Origin of the sequence: Acinetobacter sp. A1, from assembly GCF_012371315.1 — a bacterium.
Taxonomy (GTDB): domain Bacteria; phylum Pseudomonadota; class Gammaproteobacteria; order Pseudomonadales; family Moraxellaceae; genus Acinetobacter.
This window is the reverse complement of the sequence record NZ_JAAZQY010000003.1, coordinates 59,174-75,874: the sequence shown is the minus strand read 5'-3', so window position 1 is coordinate 75,874 and position 16,701 is coordinate 59,174. Positions and strand designations below refer to the sequence as shown.

Below are 16,701 nucleotides of genomic sequence, written 5' to 3'. Positions count from 1 at the left end.
CCTAAGCAGACTTGACCTGAATCAGTTTGGCAAATAAGTCGTATTCATCGGCATCGGTAATTTCAACTTCAAGCAAATCACCTGCTTTAATTAAATTCTTGTCGATATCTTCTACAAATACGTTGCCATCAATTTCTGGTGCATCGGCATAAGAGCGTGCTACTGCCACTGGAAATTCCTCTTCCAAATCATCAACCAATACCGTCATAGTTTGACCAATACGCTTTTGAAGTTTGGCTGCAGAAATTTCTTGCTGAACCTGCATAAAACGCTCATAGCGTTCTTGTTTAATTTCTTCAGGCACATGATCAGGTAAATCGTTTGCTGCGGCACCTTCAACTGGTGAATAGGTAAAACAACCCACACGGTCTAGTTGCGCTTCTTTGAGCCAATCCAGCAAGATTTGGAAATCTTCTTCTGTTTCACCAGGGAAACCCACCACAAAGGTAGAACGAATAACTAACTCAGGGCATTTTTCACGCCACAGCTTTAAACGCTCTAAAGTGTTTTCGCTGTGTGCAGGACGCTTCATTAGCTTTAACACTTTCGGGCTGGCATGCTGAAACGGAATATCTAAATAAGGCAAAATCTTGCCTTGAGCCATTAAGTCAATCACAGCATCGACATGCGGATATGGATAGACATAGTGCAAACGCACCCAAATGCCCAACTGCCCTAAGGCTTCACACATATCATAGAATTTGGTTTTAACCGGCTGACCATTCCAAAAATCTAATTTGTACTTGGTATCTACACCATAGGCAGAAGTATCTTGAGAAATCACAAGTACTTCTTTTACGCCCGCACGTTTGAGTGCAGCAGCTTCTTCTAAAACTGAACCCACAGGACGTGAAACCAAATCACCACGCATGCTTGGAATAATACAGAAGGTACAACGATGGTTACAGCCTTCAGAAATTTTAAGGTAAGCATAATGCTTAGGCGTCAAACGGATGCCTTGTTCAGGAACCAAATCGAGGAATGGATTATGCTTTGGCGGCTCAGGTACATACTGGTGTACCGCTTCCATAACTTCCTGATACGCTGCCGCGCCTGTGACTTTTAATACATTCGGGTGCATTTGACGAATCTTGTCTTCATCTTTACCCAAACAGCCTGTCACAATCACACGGCCATTGGCATTCATTGCTTCGCCAATCGCGTCTAAGGACTCTTGTACTGCAGATTCAATAAAACCACATGTATTGACAACAACTAAGTCTGCACCATCATAATCAGATGCAACATCGTAACCTTCAGTTTTTAACTGAGTTAAAATTCGTTCGGAATCTACCAATGCCTTAGGACAACCTAAAGAAACAAAACCGACTTTGGGGGATTTCATAGAATCTGCACTCCACTAGAATGCGCGTATTGTATGACTTTTCTTTGCATAAAAATAGAGAAATAGCCGACTCTTTGTATAATGCACCAAAATACAACCATTCAGGCTGAATGATTTATTTATCGCACCATTTTAATGCATTTTTTATTTACAGTGTTTCTGTTATCCGTTATATCTTGAAAATTCAGTCCAGTTGCAGCGCATTTTTTTGAACTTGCGAAGATAAATGCACTAAAAACTTAAAGTTGGCGTGCATTTTGCTTAATTCACCTCAATTCGATCCAAATTTGGAACATGGCTGCTACATGATAATACCCTTGCGCTATTTTAATACAGGAAGTATTCGCTAATGGATCAAACCCAGAGCATTGACTACCGCCTTTTGGTAGACAACTTAAGCACTGCAATTTTATTGGTTGACCGTGACCTGAATATTTTTTATTTAAATTCTTCGTGTGAAGCCTTGTTTGATATCAGTTTGATTCGTGCATCAGGACAACCTGTTTTAAATCTGCTGCACATGCCTAATGATGAGTTTAATACTCAAGAGGCTTTTCTAAACACACTCAAAACGGGTCAACCTTATACACGCCGTGAAGCAACAATTAATGTCAATTTTAAAGATATTCATGTCGATTACACTGCATCACAGCTAAATTCAGGCAAGCCTTATCATCCCTTATTGCTGATTGAATTAAATCCGATTGATCGGATGCTCAAAATTTCCAAAGAAGAGAACTTTATTCAGCAGCATCAGGTGGCACGTCAGCTTATTCGTGGCGTGGCGCATGAAATAAAAAACCCGCTTGCAGGGATTCGTGGTGCAACTCAACTTTTAGCACGCAGCTTAAATGATCCGAAATATGACGAATTTACCGACATTATTATTAGTGAAGTCGATCGTTTAAGAAACTTGGCCGACACGATGCTCGGTTCACGCCAATTACCAAGTTATGAATTGGTCAATGTGCACGAACCGTTGGAACGTGTACGCAGTTTAATTGTCAATCAAACCAAAAATAAAATAAAAATCATTCGTGACTATGACCTTTCCTTACCTGAAGTCATGGCAGACCGTGATCAATTGATTCAAGTCATGCTGAATATTTGTGCCAATGCGGTGCAAGCCATGACTGAAAATGCTGATTTCTTTATCGAGCATCAACCTGAATTGGTTTTAAGAACTCGTATTCAGCGCTTAGTCACCATTAATGGTGTACTGAACCGCTCTACGGTGCGTGTTGATATTGAAGATAACGGTCCTGGTGTACCTGAAGACATTTTAGAGTCTGTATTTTATCCGTTGGTGACTGGACGAGCCAACGGTACAGGGCTTGGCTTGAGCATCGCACAAAATATTATGCATCAACACAACGGAATGATTGAATGCCAATCCATTCCAGGAAAAACAATATTTAGCTTATATTTACCTTGGGAGGCGAGTCATGTCGCGAAATAAAATTTGGGTGATTGATGATGACCGCGCAATGCGTTGGGTACTGGAAAAAACCTTTAGAGAAGAAGGTTTTGAAGTCACTAGTTTTGAAGAGGCTCAATCTGCACTGGATGAACTCAGCCAAGATGCACCCGATGTAATTTTGACCGACATTCGTATGCCTGGGGTGGATGGCCTGACCTTCTTAGCCAAAGTCAAAGCAAATTACCCAGACCTACCTGTCATTATTATGACTGCACACTCCGATTTAGAGTCAGCAGTTTCAAGCTACCAAACTGGTGCATTTGAATACCTGCCTAAGCCTTTCGATATTGATGAAGCTTTGGCATTGGTTAACCGTGCGATTTTACACATCACCAAATTACAACAGCAAGAATCTGCAAAATCTACAGTACAGCCAATTCAATCGACAGAAATTATTGGTGAATCACCTGCTATGCAGGAAGTATTCCGCGCCATTGGACGATTATCACAATCACACATTACCGTGTTGATTAATGGAGAATCTGGTACAGGTAAAGAGCTGGTGGCACATGCACTGCATCGCCACTCCCCACGTAGCAGCAAACCATTTATTGCACTAAATATGGCGGCCATTCCTAAAGATTTGATTGAAACCGAACTATTTGGGCATGAAAAAGGCGCGTTTACGGGTGCCAATACACAACGTCAAGGCCGCTTTGAACAAGCCAACGGTGGCACACTGTTTTTAGATGAAATTGGCGATATGCCTTTTGAAACTCAAACTCGTTTATTGCGAGTCTTGGCTGACGGTGAGTTTTACCGTGTTGGTGGGCATATACCTGTCAAAGTAGATGTGCGTATTGTTGCAGCGACGCATCAGGACTTAGAAAAACTGGTACAGGATGGTCGCTTCCGTGAAGACTTGTATCACCGTCTGAACGTCATTCGTATTCATATTCCTAAACTGGCGCATCGCAGCGAAGATATTCCGATGTTGGCGCAACACTTTCTGGCACGTGCAGGCAAAGAATTGGGTGTGAGTCCAAAAATATTGCGACCTGAAACTGTTGAATATATGCAACAACTGCCTTGGCAAGGTAATGTACGCCAGCTGGAAAATACCTGCCGTTGGCTAACCGTCATGATTACAGGCCGTGAGGTCTATCCTGAAGATTTACCAACTGAACTCAAGCAAATTCCAATTGAAAAATTAGGTGAGCATCCTGCACAGCACTTGGTAGATCGAGTGTCTATGCACCACTGGGATGAATTGTTGGGTCAATGGGCAGTTCAAAAGCTCAAAAATGGTGAAATGAAACTTCTGGATATTGCCATCCCAATGTTTGAACGTACTTTAATTAATGCAGCACTACAACAAACCCGTGGGCGTAAACGCCATGCAGCAGAACTATTGGGTTGGGGACGTAACACTCTAACCCGAAAGCTCAAAGAGTTAGGTATGGACAGTGCAGATGATGAAGTAGAAGAAGAAATTGAGAGCTAAATCAGTTAAGCACAAATAAAAAACTCCATGCTTCATCACAGAGGGAGACTCAATGCCTGAGTTTCCCTTTTTTATAGGCTTAGATGCTTTAAGATCAAGCCAATTAGGCAGCAGTAAAGCCAATGTAACGAGACAAATCCTGCACACCTAAGTCAGTCTTATAAATTAAATATTGCGGGTACTGGCTAGATGTCAATTCCTGCCACATATCCAACTGATCGTCATGTGCATGAATATCATCAACACTACGCAGCATACTCTGTTCAAATACATCTGCCACGAATTCAAAACCCAAGTCCATTGCCACAAATAAAGTATGCTCACAAGGCTGAATATATTGCTCTTCAGCCCAATTAATCACAGCATGCTTACAATGTGGACAAAGCAAATTTTCTGTGGCGGGTGTATTCAATTCAATCAATTGATATGGCATAGCGTGTCGTCACCAAAAATAAAAATAAAATGCGTAAAATACGCTATATCGTTCGCATCATAGCAAGCAATTGCTATATTTTGTGGTATCAGCCACTTATAATCATCAAAAATTTTGTTTAAAAAACATGAGTACTTTAGAAAACGCAATTACATTGGCAGCACAACAGCATGCAGGCCAAATCGATAAAGGCGGTCGGCCTTATATTTTGCATCCATTACGCTTAATGTTGCAATTACAGCACCCTGATCAACAAATTGTGGCAGTGCTACACGATATCCTTGAAGATACCTCCACTACGGCAGAAGACCTGCACAACTTGGGCTTTCAAGCACATATTATTCAAGCGATTCAAGCACTGACTAAACAACCACATGAAACCCGCATCCAAGCCGCACAGCGTACGGCGTGTAATTCACTCGCACGCAGCGTGAAAATATTGGATGTGCAAGACAATATGAATCTTGCGCGTATCTCACATCCAACAACACGAGATTTAGCACGTTTAGAAGAATACAGACAAGTTTTAGATATTCTGCAAAAAGCGCAGCAACAAAGTGCAATTAATAATTGACATCATGCAACGATGCCTCTTTAATTTAAACATTGTTGCACAAATGGAATTTAGTCATGCTCACAGATTTGGATGATTTTTATTGTTTTGCCCAAGTGGTCGAACACGGTGGTTTCAGTGCTGCAGAACGTGCAACGGATATTCCAAAATCCAAACTGAGCCGCAGAGTCCATAATCTGGAAGAACGCTTAGGTGTACGTTTAATTCAACGCAGCTCACGCCATTTTGCGGTGACAGAAATTGGCATGAACGTCTATCGTCATGCACAGGTTATGATGAATGCTGCCCAAGCTGCACATGATCTGGTTGATCACTTAAGTATTCAGCCACGTGGGGTAATTAAAGTCAGCCTTCCGGTTTCAATTGCGCAAAATGAAATTGCCAAAATTCTGCCTGAGTTCTTAAAGACTTATCCTGAAATTAAAGTGCAGCTGATTGTTAGTAACCGCCGTGTGGATATTGTCAATGAAGGCATCGACATTGCCCTTCGTGTTCGCTCAAATTTGGATGATGACCCAAGTTTAGTGATTCGTAAATTTAGCCATATCGAGCAACATTTGTTTGCCAGTCAGGCTTATTTAAATGAATTTGGTGATTTAAAAAAACCTGAAGATTTAAGCCAACATAAAATTTTAAGCATGGCAGATGAACATTTAGACCAATTTATGGTGGTACACGATCAACAGCAGCAACCGAAAAAAGTTAAAGTTAATCCAACTGTCATGGGTTCAGATTTGATGATGTTGGCTCAATTGGCACGACAAAACTGTGGCATTGTTTTACTCCCCGACACCATTGTAGAAGATTATGTAGCTTCTGGAGAGTTGGTGCGTGTATTACCAGACTGGCATGCGCCGCATGGAATTTTCCATGCCGTCTACCCTTCACGTCGTGGCTTGTTACCTGCGGTACGTGTATTTATTGATTATCTGGTCGAAAAGCTCACCATTCGCTAGTAAACAATTTTTACTGTTCATGCAAATAATAAGCAAAAAAAAGCTTATCTAAGGTAGATAAGCTTTGAAAACTACAATCTAAAATAAAAACATAAGAACATAAGAAATATAAAACAAAGAAACTACAGCAAGTATCTGTGGTTATTATTATAGCGATTGTTCATTTTTTAACAAATAGTTTAAAACTAAAGTCTAAGATGTTTTTTCAATAAGTCTTTCGCACTGAATGATACAAAGATTAAATTTCAGGATAATCTCCCGTACCTTCAGGCCATGGTGATAACACTTCAAAACCAGTATCGGTTACTGCCACCATGTGTTCCCACTGTGCAGAAAGTGATTTGTCGGTGGTCACTACCGTCCAGCCATCTTTTAGCTCTTTAACTCGTGCCTTACCTGCATTCACCATTGGTTCAATGGTAAACACCATACCTTTTTTAAGCACCAAGCCTTGCCCAGGTTGCCCATAATGCAACACACTCGGTTGTTCGTGATATACCTGCCCAATACCGTGCCCACAATATTCGCGCACAATACTATAACCTTCGCGATGTGCCACACTCTGAATAGCGAAACCAATATCCCCCAAAGTTGCGCCGGGTTTAACCGCATGAATGCCTGCACGCATTGCCTCATAGGTCGTATCCACCAGTTTTTTAGCTTCTGGCTTCACTTGCCCTACATAGTACATACGACTGGTATCGCCATAAAATCCATCTTTAATGACTGCAACATCAATATTAATAATGTCACCATCTTTTAAAATAGTTTTAGCTGATGGGATGCCATGACAAACTACCTCATTTGGAGAAATACAAGTGGTTTTGGTATAGCCGTGATAGCCCACATTGGCAGGAATGACTTTAAGTGTGTTCACAATATAGTCATTACACAAATCATCTAAATATTCTGTGCTCACCCCAGGTTTGACATGCTCGCCTATCATCGCCAAAACCTGAGCTGCCAAGCGTCCTGAAACGCGTAATTTTTCTATATCTTGCTCGGTTTTTAAACTGACTTTAAGGGCGCGCATAGTGAACTCCTGATCTGAAGTTCAAGATTATAGCCCTTTCACCTTTTAAAATCAGCTTTGTGTGACCTATGGCACGGCTCAACACTGGAACAATGTATAAGAACTGAACACTTAGATAACATTTTAAATAGCCCAATGAAACCTTAAGTGCCGAATACACTCAGCTGTTCAAGTATAATTTTTAACTGATAAATCATAATGATATGAACCACAGACTAACCATTAAACTACATGCATTATGATAACTATTTTTTATACTATTTATAAAATAAATTAGAAAATCATGCTTTGTTCTACTAGAATCGCTTCTTTTGTTTGCTTACTCTCCCATGACCAGTTTACGTACACGGGATATTATTGCCTTAGGTTTTATGACCTTTGCACTATTTATTGGTGCGGGTAATATTATCTTTCCTCCTATTGTTGCTCAGCAGGCCGGCGAACATGTTTGGCTGGCTGCATTCGGTTTTTTAATCACTGCTGTGGGCTTACCTGTGATTACCATCATGGCCTTATCGCGTGTAGAAGGCTCAATTCAAATTTTAAGTTCACCCTTAGGCAAAGCCGCAAGTTTAATTTTAACAATCATCTGTTACTTAGCCGTTGGGCCACTATTTGCAACACCCCGTACCGCAACCGTGTCTTATGAAATTGGTTTTTCAGCCTATTGGGGCGATTCTGCACAGACATTATTCATTTATAGCGCAATTTATTTTGCTTTGGTGATGTTGGTATCACTCTACCCACACAAAATTTTAGACACTGTGGGTTATGTGCTGTCGCCACTTAAAATTTTGGCATTACTTATTTTAGGTATAAGTGCCTTTTTACTCCCAACAGGGCAAATTGCACCAGCAGTAGATCATTATATAAATCGACCTGTGTCTGAAGGCTTTATTAATGGTTATCTCACCATGGATACTTTGGGTGCTCTGGTTTTTGGTATCGTGATTATCAATGCAATCCGCTCACGTGGCGTTACCAATAAAAAACTCATTACACGCTATGCGGTTTGGGCCAGTTTAATTTCAGGTATTGGACTCACGCTTGTTTATATTAGCCTGTTTAAACTGGGGATGGGCAGTCATGAAATTGCAACAAATGCGAGTAATGGTGCGATTATTTTACATGCCTATGTGCAACATGCATTTGGTCCTTTTGGCGCTATTTTTCTTGCGGCTATGATCTTTATTGCCTGTATCGTAACTGCAATTGGCCTCACCTGTGCTTGTGCAGGTTACTTTGAACAGATTACTAAAATTCATTACCGACGCTGGGTCTTTATATTGGTGGGTTTTGCGTTTGTTATATCCAATTTGGGGCTTACCCAGCTCATCGCCATATCTGTGCCCATTTTAAGTGCAATTTACCCACCTGCGATTGTGGTTATTCTACTCAGCTTTTTTTGGAAGTTTTTTCGTATTCCCACACGTGTTATTGCACCAACTGCAGCGGTCGCTTTACTTTTCGGGTTAATTGATGCCATGAAAGCTGCAAATCTAAGCTCTTACTTGCCAAATGAACTCACCAGTCTTCCACTCAGCGAACAAAATCTTGCTTGGCTAATTCCCGCCTTGCTAATATTTTTGCTGGCAACATTTCGTGATCGCTTAAAAAAATAAGAGACTTGATCGCCTTAGAATCATGTTTTACCCAAATATGATGTGAAGGAAGTTCGCAAATAAACAATAATTGTCAGGTTTTACCCAAACAGACATTTATTGTTTTATGGTGCAATTGAGCATGCTGTTTTATGTCAATTGTTGTAGCAAAGTCATGACGTCTAACGGTTAAAATAAATAATTGAATTAGCAAATTTTAAAATAAAAATTTCAAAAATTATGCTTAAATTCAACTTTATACCCTAAGAAAAATTAACGCTAAAGTCGTATAGTCTGCTGCAAAATTAGCTGGCATAAAATATGCAAGTGATTCAAAAAGCACTTTTCATGGGCTGAAAAATATCACCCTTTGTTTCATTTTGTAAATAAATGATATGGAAATCAGGTATTTTTCAACAAAATGACGTTTTCTAAGGAAATATAACCATAAGGGCTTGAAATAGTTCTCATAAAGCAGTACAACATTAAAAGCAATCTGACTAAAACGCTCTGATTTTAGTGATTTATAACAAGGAGGGATGGAGATGTTTTCACATTTCAATACGCAAGTCTTCATTAGCGCTCTGAAGGCTAACCAAAACTTAGTCACATTTTTAAGCACCACTTTTGCATTGATGCTAACCTTATTGCTACAAGGTACAATTCAAGGTAACTTGAAACCAACCTATTTCTTATATGCCTTTTTGGTATGTATTGCCTTTGCAATTTGGACATCAATTGATCAAAAGTTCCGCCAAAGCCAAAACGCCGAAGCTCGTTAATTTTTAGCCCTGCACTGCTAAAAATTAAGCCATCATCTAACATTCTGCGGCAGTTGGATTATTCCACTGCCGCCAACTCTCAAAATAATTCTAAAATTCAATAGCTGCCGATCTAGCCATAAATCTATAATAATCCGTAGATTGCACCAAGCAATAACACGCTTGTTCCTCCAAGTTCCGCACCTATTAACAACAACATTGCCAAACTCATACACCACGCTGGTAGTTGCCACTTTGCAAGCTGATGCGGTTGTTTAAATTGATTCGTGGTATCTTTTAATAGCCCATGCAAGATATAACTTAAAATTGAAAAGCTAAAAAATGCTAAATTCAAGATCACACAAACTAAAATAACAGTGGTATCCCAAATACAAAAATAAGCCAATACCGCTAAAATTAAACTTGCAGGTGCATAGAGCAAACTACTTCGGTGTGCAATATCAACATAATAATGTGCACGTGCTTGAGCTGAATTCCTAATTTGCCAATATTTCCAGACACCTGTCAGCATTCCCACCCATAAAAAAATCCCACTAAAAATAATGGCCAGACGCACTGCCCAAGACAAACCATCCATGTAAGTTACTCTGTTATTTTCATTCTGCTATTTAACTACAGTCACTGCCAACTTATCTGACTTTAGAGTCAGCATAAATATCAAGTTTCTTTTTGGAACTCGTGTAAAGTGAGTTTATTCAAAACTGTGTTAAAGCATTATGAGTACTTTTGAAAATTTAAATATTATTTGTTCAGACGGTTATTCTTTAGCTGCACGATATTACCCAAATCAATACAACCATACCCAACGGTTGCCAGTACTAATTTGCCCTGCAACAGGCATAACCAAAAGCTTCTATCATGCATTTGCTGCATGGTTAAGCGAACACGGTCACGCAGTATTATGCTTTGATTTTCGTGGTATTGGCGACTCTTTGCATCAACCCTTAAAACAATGTGAAGCCAGTATTGTCGATTGGGGACAACTTGATATTCCTGCCGCTGTGAATTCACTATTGCAAAAATCACAGGCTGAACAAGTCATCTTGTTGGGTCACAGCGCTGGTGGACAACTTCTGGGAATTAATCCTGAATACCATAAAGTCGCCAAAGTGGTAGCTGTTTCTGGCTCTACAGGGCACGTAAAAGGTTTAAAGGGACGTACTCGCCTACTCGCACCTGTCATGTTTAATTTAATCTTCCCAATTGCCCGATTAACCCATGGTTATGGCCCAACCAATGCAATTGGCATGGGTGAGAACTTACCTAAAAATGTCGCACAACAATGGGCTCAATTTTGCAGTAAACCTGGCTATGTCATTAACGCAGTCGGTAAAACTGTGCAGCGTGATTTCCACACAGAAATTCAATGCCCAATTACAGCCATTTGGACTACAGATGATGAAATTGCCACTGAAGCCAATGTGCAGGATTTACTGCGCTTGTATCCGAATGCTGCAACTAGCATGATTGAATTAGAACCGCATCGTTTCTCACATAAATCTATTGGACACATGGCAATGTTTAAAAAATCACATCAGAACTTATGGGAAATTATTGCCGATCAGTTGGTGGTTTAAACAGCTACAAATTGATGGATATGCACTGCTGTAGATGCTTGTTCCAGTTTAAGCAACCAAATTTATAATCCTGTTTGGTTGCTTCTTTTTTATGGATGTTGATTATTCTTTAACACAATAACTCACCCCCATGTAGTCGTAATTTTCATTCAGATGACAAAAAAAGCTCCGCCAATTTGGCAGAGCTTTTTATTAATTAGGGATGATGCTGATTAAGGCAAACGAATCATCACAGTTTTAATGCGGTTTGCATCAAGTTCTGTTACTTCAAAGTGCACCCCTTGATAATCCAACTGTGTACCTACCTGCACTTCACCTTGGGTTTTATCTAGAATCAAACCTGCGACACTAATATATCCCGCATCTTCTTCAACTAAATCTAACATACCCAACTCAAGTTCAAGCTGATACAAATCCAGCATGCCTGTTGCTTTCCACTCGTTGTCATTAATTTTAATTAAATCCAACTGTTCATCTGCATCAGGGAACTCACCCGCAATCGCTTCAAACACGTCTAATGGTGAAATGAGGCCTTGAACGTTACCGAACTCATCGCTAACCAACACCAATGAGCCTTTAGAGGTACGTAAAGTATTGATGGCATCAATCACTTTCATTTTTTCAAAAATGTAAATTGGACGCTGACGTTTAATTAAAGCTTTAAGTTCAACTTCATCATCTACAACATCTAACAATTCTTTTGCACGAACAATGCTGATGACTTTATCTAGACTACCCCGACACACTGGAAATAAGCTGTGTGGAACTGACAAAATCTGTTCACGGATTTGTTCAGGCGAATCTTCAATGTCTACCCATGAAATTTGACTGCGTGGCGTCATAATCGAAGCCACAGAACGCTCTGCAAGTGTTAATACACCGCCAATCATGTAGCGCTCTTCATCAGCAAATGCTTCTTGTGCTTCGACATTCATATCTGGGCTGCTGGTTTCCAATCTGCCACCCATCAATTTTAAAATCGAGTCGGCAGTACGATGGCGTAATGGAATTTTTGCTTCATGTTTTGCAACATTGCGCTGACCAAATTGGTTAAACGCTTCAATTGCAATCGCAACACCAATACCTGAATAGATATAGCCTTTTGGAATATGGAAGCCAAAGCCTTCTGCAATTAAGCTGATACCAATTAATAGTAAGAAACTTAAACACAGAATCACTACGGTTGGGTGTCGGTTAACAAAGGCTGTTAAAGGCTTAGATGCAAGTAACATCACCAACATTGCCACGACCATTGCCACCATCATCACATAGATGTTGTCGACCATACCAATTGCGGTAATGACCGAATCCAGTGAGAACACAGCATCTAGAATGACAATTTGAGCCACAACAGCTGTAAAACCTGCGTACACGACATTGGTTGTGACTTTGACTTCAGGCTTGCCTTCCATCTTCTCGTGCAGCTCCCCCACGGCCTTATAGACCAGGAATAGACCACCGCCCAAGAGAATCAGATCTCGCCCAGAGAAGGTTTTATCAAATATGGTAATTAAAGGTTCGGTTAGGGTCACCAACCAAGAGATTGCAAATAGCAATCCTAAACGCATAAACAACGCCAAAGACAAACCGATCACACGGGCTTTATCACGTTGTTCAGGAGGTAATTTTTCTGCAAGAATAGCAATAAAAACTAGGTTATCAATACCCAGTACGATTTCTAAAATAATAAGTGTAATTAAACCAACCCATATTCCCGGATCTAATAAAAACTCCATTAGTTTAAATCTCCGAGAAAGTTAGCAGAAATCGAAATATAAAGTAGACCTGCGCACGGCGACGGATCCATAAAAGTAACCTTTTTAGCAATTGATAGATTAATTATGCACAATCTTGAAGATTTGTAATTATATTTTTGAAAATTTTGAAAAAAACTAAACAAAGCAATCGGTCTTTCTTTTTTATTGTATTTTTCAAACATAAACTAAATATGGAGTGATTAGCACAAAACCATAACATTGAAAAATAAGATAAAAAGTCAAACCCATTTTAGGCAATAAATTTGACGAATGAGTCATTTGAGCAAAATTTACTTTTTATTCAAAACAAATACATTACAAGCTATTGTTATTTAAGTGATATTAATATTTTAAGATTTCGAACCCATATCTTCTGCGTATCATGATCAGATTCACGCAACCTTTTGAATGAAATGCGAAGTGTACAAATGTATTTTTTTGACTAAAATGCTGCCTAATTATGAATATTCATTGTGGCACACACAATGTGATTGCTAGATAACAACAATGAATTGCTAATCCCCGTACTAAAAAAATTCTAGAGGATTAATAAATATGTGGTATGACAGACCTACAAGCTACAACCAAACATTGAACTTTCTGTTCAAACGCCAAAATACAATTAAAAATTTACACTCAAAACAATGCTGAATTCACGCTAATGGCAATCACGATCTTGCATTTACAACGCAAAATTTACGTGAATCTGTTTAAGAATTTTTTATTTATTAGACCTTTATTTTATTAAGTTTAGCTTCACACTAACTTTAAGTAATAAAAACGTCTTGCTAAGCACATGAGTTTTCACATAAAATGTGAAATATCAAAAAATACAATTAAAACAATGCAAGGAATATGCAATGTCCAAGAAATATTCTAAATTTCTGCCTTCAACTGATCATTACGATCTTGAACAATTTCCATATTATTGGGTGACACAAGTGCATGCACAATATGTGCAAAATGTTGATCACGCTTTAAAGAAATATGGTTTAGACAATTCACGTCGCCGTATTTTATTGGCGCTACGTTCTAAACCGCATGCAAGTGTATCTGACTTGTCTGATATGGTGGTATCTAAAATGTCAACCACCACTAAAATTGTTTATCGTCTTAAAGATGAAGGCTTAGTGGAAACTTATTCCTGTGATGATGATGCGCGTATTACTCGTGTTGTACTCACAGAAAAAGGTGACGACATGACCAATAAAATCAATGATTTGACTAGTGTTGTGCTAGAGCAATCCTTTGATGGCTTGACACCACTACAAATTGAAAAAATGATGGAAAGCTTACGTCAAATTTTTAACAACTTAGCTCGCTAAGAAGCTATATCACAAGCCATTGAAATACTGTTAAAGATCGAAAAAGTTGAGTTGGGGACTTACTTTTTCGATCTTTGCTTTTGGAACAAAGGAACATTCAAACTCATCTACAGGAAAGCCTTGTACAAAACTTTGTATATTGGGCGTTTTCAGGCTTAACCATTCATCCAAACGTGCATGTGGAATCACAATAACTGAACGCTTCACAGGGCCAGGCACATGAAAATCTTTCATCATGTCATGGTCAATTGCGTCCATGGTAATCATACTGGCTGAGCGTACAACCTCTTCATTTTCTTGCCCCACATTTAGCCTAGAAATTTCGTATAGTGCTGCTATAAAGAATGCCTGCCCATCTTTACGTCGTACACCCCAGCGCTGAGCCTTACCTTCAATATATTTTGACTCATAAAATTCAGATACTGGAATTACACCAAATTTGCACTTATAGGCAGCTTCGCTAAAACTGGGCTTTTCCAGTATAGTTTCATTACGACAGTTATAAGTTTTTAAAGCAATGCTTTTGTCTTCGGCCCATTTTGGAATCAGGCCAAAATTTACCAAACGCCACTCCAAACCCGTCTCAGACTTAAATAATAAAGGCGCAGTACTGTTCGGATAAACTTCGTCAGGATATTCAAAAGGTATTTCTGGTAAACCTAAAGCAGATAACTGCGTTAGGCTCAAGGGTTTAAAATTGGCACACATATTTAGCTTGTATAAAAAAACAAATTTACTATATCACGCATATTATCGCTTACCCATGCACTCAGCATGTTTAAGCGCAATATGCTTGCAAACAGCCATCTTTAAGCGGGACACGTCATCCAATGTGTTCGAGTAAACCCTTCAAATATCCAGCGACCATTAAAACGACCTAAACCTGAGTTCTTCTCTCCACCAAACGGTGCATTCGCATGATCTGCAACGGTAATACCGTTTATATGCGTCATCCCCACATCGAGCTGCGCAGCAAAATCACTGCCACGCTCTAAATTTGCTGTACATACTGCTGCTGATAACCCGTATTGGGTCTGATTTGCCAATTGCAAAGCATGTGCTTCATTTTCGGCCTGCAAAATTGGTAATATTGGCCCAAAACTTTCATGCTGCACAATCTCAGCCTTGGCATCAACATTTACAAAAATATGTGGTGCCACTAGATTTCCGTTTATGCCACCTTCATAAATTAATTCAGCGCCCTGAGCTTTTGCTTTTTGAATGATTTGCTGATGTTTTTTCACTTGCTCTGAATTAATGATTGGACCAATAAGTGTATTTTTTGCATTAGGATCACCCACCACTAATTGCTGCACACGAGCTAACAACTTATCGATATACACAGCATAAATAGACTCATCGACAATAACCCGATTGGTACTCATGCAAATTTGCCCCTGATGTAAAAATCGACCCATTACCGTAAGTTCCACAGCTAAATCGACATTGGCATCATCTAAAATGACTAAAGGTGCATTGCCACCAAGTTCTAACGCGACACGTTTCAGTGTTTCTCCCCCTACTGCCTTTTGCCCTACACGCTGCCCAACTGCTGTAGAACCAGTAAAGGAAATCATTTTAGGCGTAGCATGCTCAACAAAATAATCACCTATTTCACGGCTAGCTCCAACCACGACATTCAGCACGCCTGCAGGCAAACCTGCCTCTTCAAACAATTTACCCAAGAGTGTTCCACCTGTGACTGGTGTGTCGCTGGCAGGTTTCAACACTACACTATTGGCGCAAGCAATTGCTGTGACCACCGAACGCATAGATAAATGAAAAGGAAAATTCCAAGGGCTAATCACTGCAATAACACCCAAAGGCTTGCGTAAAACAAAACTGCGCACATGAGGATCTTTACTTTCTAATAGTGTGGTCGTCATTTGATCAGGAAATTGTGCAGCTTCTTGAATAACCCCTAGTGCAGCATCCACCTCAATATTGGCTTTTAATCGAGTACTGCCTGACTCATCAATCAGCCACTGAACAATTTCCTCCCGTCGCTGCTGAATGACTTGCTGTAATTTGGTAATGACTTGCTTACGCACTTCGGCAGATTTAATCACCTGTTCATCAAAGGCTTTTTGTGCCGCACTATAGGCACTATCAACATCTACCACACTGGCAAACTGCATCTCAAAAATCACTGTTTGCTGGTATGGATTGCGATTGGTCATGCTCTTGGTTGATGTGCCAGTCGTCCAATGTCCACCAATAAATTGTTGATTCAAACCTTGATATGCTTGCATGGAGTCATCCTTTATATTCGCTACTTTCACTCTAGTCTGCATTCATATTTTTTACTAGTTACAGGTACATCCTGTAACTATTCCGCAGTTATTAGCAGTTGTAAAATTACCAATAACCAGACAACAAAAAAGCCTCCGAAGA

At 39.7% G+C, this 16,701-nt stretch carries 15 protein-coding genes; 8 read left to right on the top strand and 7 right to left on the bottom strand.

The window, feature by feature from the left end; genetic code table 11:
- Position 1: 1 nt before the first annotated feature.
- Positions 2–1,345 (bottom strand): 30S ribosomal protein S12 methylthiotransferase RimO, encoded by a 1,344-nt coding sequence (gene rimO / locus HHA41_RS01905; RefSeq protein WP_168460287.1) that lies wholly within the window; start codon positions 1,343–1,345, stop codon positions 2–4.
- Positions 1,346–1,694: 349 nt separating this feature from the next.
- Here rimO and glnL point away from each other — a divergent pair, with 349 nt between their 5' ends.
- Positions 1,695–2,804: a nitrogen regulation protein NR(II) gene (gene glnL / locus HHA41_RS01900; RefSeq protein ID WP_168418932.1), complete on the top strand. Its 1,110-nt coding sequence runs from the start codon at positions 1,695–1,697 to the stop codon at positions 2,802–2,804.
- Complete coding sequence (gene glnG, locus HHA41_RS01895; RefSeq protein WP_168418931.1) at positions 2,791–4,269, top strand: nitrogen regulation protein NR(I); 1,479 nt, start codon at positions 2,791–2,793, stop codon at positions 4,267–4,269. Before glnL ends, glnG begins: the two co-directional genes overlap by 14 nt.
- 103 nt (positions 4,270–4,372) lie before the next feature.
- Here the strand turns inward: glnG and HHA41_RS01890 are convergent, their stop codons facing one another.
- Positions 4,373–4,702, bottom strand: coding sequence for a hypothetical protein (locus tag HHA41_RS01890; protein WP_168460286.1), 330 nt, complete (start codon positions 4,700–4,702; stop codon positions 4,373–4,375).
- A gap of 127 nt (positions 4,703–4,829) precedes the next feature.
- Between HHA41_RS01890 and HHA41_RS01885 the strand changes: the two genes are divergently transcribed.
- On the top strand, positions 4,830–5,276 hold the full coding sequence (locus tag HHA41_RS01885) for a guanosine-3',5'-bis(diphosphate) 3'-pyrophosphohydrolase (RefSeq protein WP_168460285.1): 447 nt from the start codon (positions 4,830–4,832) through the stop codon (positions 5,274–5,276).
- Positions 5,277–5,332: 56 nt separating this feature from the next.
- Positions 5,333–6,232, top strand: coding sequence for a LysR substrate-binding domain-containing protein (locus HHA41_RS01880; RefSeq protein ID WP_168460283.1), 900 nt, complete (start codon positions 5,333–5,335; stop codon positions 6,230–6,232).
- 238 nt (positions 6,233–6,470) lie between these two features.
- Here the strand turns inward: HHA41_RS01880 and map are convergent, their stop codons facing one another.
- A complete protein-coding gene (map, locus tag HHA41_RS01875; protein WP_168460282.1) occupies positions 6,471–7,265 on the bottom strand; it encodes a type I methionyl aminopeptidase in 795 nt (264 codons plus the stop codon).
- A 329-nt stretch (positions 7,266–7,594) separates the two neighbouring features.
- Between map and brnQ the strand changes: the two genes are divergently transcribed.
- Both brnQ and HHA41_RS01865 read left to right on the top strand, forming a co-directional pair.
- Positions 7,595–8,887 carry a branched-chain amino acid transport system II carrier protein gene (gene brnQ / locus HHA41_RS01870; RefSeq protein WP_168460280.1) on the top strand — a complete coding sequence of 431 codons (1,293 nt, stop codon included), beginning with the start codon at positions 7,595–7,597 and terminating at the stop codon, positions 8,885–8,887.
- A 524-nt stretch (positions 8,888–9,411) separates the two neighbouring features.
- Complete coding sequence (locus HHA41_RS01865) at positions 9,412–9,648, top strand: hypothetical protein (protein WP_168418925.1); 237 nt, start codon at positions 9,412–9,414, stop codon at positions 9,646–9,648.
- Positions 9,649–9,772: 124 nt separating this feature from the next.
- Here the strand turns inward: HHA41_RS01865 and HHA41_RS01860 are convergent, their stop codons facing one another.
- Complete coding sequence (locus tag HHA41_RS01860; protein WP_168460279.1) at positions 9,773–10,225, bottom strand: hypothetical protein; 453 nt, start codon at positions 10,223–10,225, stop codon at positions 9,773–9,775.
- A 139-nt stretch (positions 10,226–10,364) separates the two neighbouring features.
- Here HHA41_RS01860 and HHA41_RS01855 point away from each other — a divergent pair, with 139 nt between their 5' ends.
- A complete protein-coding gene (locus HHA41_RS01855) occupies positions 10,365–11,225 on the top strand; it encodes an alpha/beta fold hydrolase (RefSeq protein WP_168460277.1) in 861 nt (286 codons plus the stop codon).
- A gap of 212 nt (positions 11,226–11,437) precedes the next feature.
- Here the strand turns inward: HHA41_RS01855 and HHA41_RS01850 are convergent, their stop codons facing one another.
- Positions 11,438–12,961: a transporter associated domain-containing protein gene (locus HHA41_RS01850; protein ID WP_168460276.1), complete on the bottom strand. Its 1,524-nt coding sequence runs from the start codon at positions 12,959–12,961 to the stop codon at positions 11,438–11,440.
- An 881-nt stretch (positions 12,962–13,842) separates the two neighbouring features.
- Between HHA41_RS01850 and HHA41_RS01845 the strand changes: the two genes are divergently transcribed.
- Positions 13,843–14,307 (top strand): MarR family winged helix-turn-helix transcriptional regulator, encoded by a 465-nt coding sequence (locus tag HHA41_RS01845; protein ID WP_168418921.1) that lies wholly within the window; start codon positions 13,843–13,845, stop codon positions 14,305–14,307.
- Positions 14,308–14,337: 30 nt separating this feature from the next.
- Here the strand turns inward: HHA41_RS01845 and HHA41_RS01840 are convergent, their stop codons facing one another.
- Both HHA41_RS01840 and HHA41_RS01835 read right to left on the bottom strand, forming a co-directional pair.
- Entirely contained in the window at positions 14,338–15,015 is a 678-nt protein-coding gene (locus HHA41_RS01840) for an SOS response-associated peptidase family protein (RefSeq protein ID WP_168460274.1), read from the bottom strand.
- 101 nt (positions 15,016–15,116) lie between these two features.
- The gene (locus tag HHA41_RS01835) at positions 15,117–16,559 is read right to left on the bottom strand and encodes an aldehyde dehydrogenase family protein (protein WP_168460273.1); all 1,443 of its coding nucleotides are present in this window, start codon (positions 16,557–16,559) and stop codon (positions 15,117–15,119) included.
- Positions 16,560–16,701: the final 142 nt, after the last annotated feature.

Bases quoted from the DNA above. Each gene is read 5' to 3' on its own strand.
- HHA41_RS01845 (WP_168418921.1), top strand. From the start codon at position 13,843: ATGTCCAAGAAATATTCTAAATTTCTGCCTTCAACTGATCATTACGAT.
- HHA41_RS01860 (WP_168460279.1), bottom strand. From the start codon at position 10,225: ATGGATGGTTTGTCTTGGGCAGTGCGTCTGGCCATTATTTTTAGTGGG.
- HHA41_RS01890 (WP_168460286.1), bottom strand. From the start codon at position 4,702: ATGCCATATCAATTGATTGAATTGAATACACCCGCCACAGAAAATTTG.
- HHA41_RS01835 (WP_168460273.1), bottom strand. From the start codon at position 16,559: ATGCAAGCATATCAAGGTTTGAATCAACAATTTATTGGTGGACATTGG.
- HHA41_RS01850 (WP_168460276.1), bottom strand. From the start codon at position 12,961: ATGGAGTTTTTATTAGATCCGGGAATATGGGTTGGTTTAATTACACTT.
- glnG (WP_168418931.1), top strand. From the start codon at position 2,791: ATGTCGCGAAATAAAATTTGGGTGATTGATGATGACCGCGCAATGCGT.
- HHA41_RS01855 (WP_168460277.1), top strand. From the start codon at position 10,365: ATGAGTACTTTTGAAAATTTAAATATTATTTGTTCAGACGGTTATTCT.
- brnQ (WP_168460280.1), top strand. From the start codon at position 7,595: ATGACCAGTTTACGTACACGGGATATTATTGCCTTAGGTTTTATGACC.
- rimO (WP_168460287.1), bottom strand. From the start codon at position 1,345: ATGAAATCCCCCAAAGTCGGTTTTGTTTCTTTAGGTTGTCCTAAGGCA.
- map (WP_168460282.1), bottom strand. From the start codon at position 7,265: ATGCGCGCCCTTAAAGTCAGTTTAAAAACCGAGCAAGATATAGAAAAA.
- glnL (WP_168418932.1), top strand. From the start codon at position 1,695: ATGGATCAAACCCAGAGCATTGACTACCGCCTTTTGGTAGACAACTTA.
- HHA41_RS01880 (WP_168460283.1), top strand. From the start codon at position 5,333: ATGCTCACAGATTTGGATGATTTTTATTGTTTTGCCCAAGTGGTCGAA.
- HHA41_RS01865 (WP_168418925.1), top strand. From the start codon at position 9,412: ATGTTTTCACATTTCAATACGCAAGTCTTCATTAGCGCTCTGAAGGCT.
- HHA41_RS01840 (WP_168460274.1), bottom strand. From the start codon at position 15,015: ATGTGTGCCAATTTTAAACCCTTGAGCCTAACGCAGTTATCTGCTTTA.
- HHA41_RS01885 (WP_168460285.1), top strand. From the start codon at position 4,830: ATGAGTACTTTAGAAAACGCAATTACATTGGCAGCACAACAGCATGCA.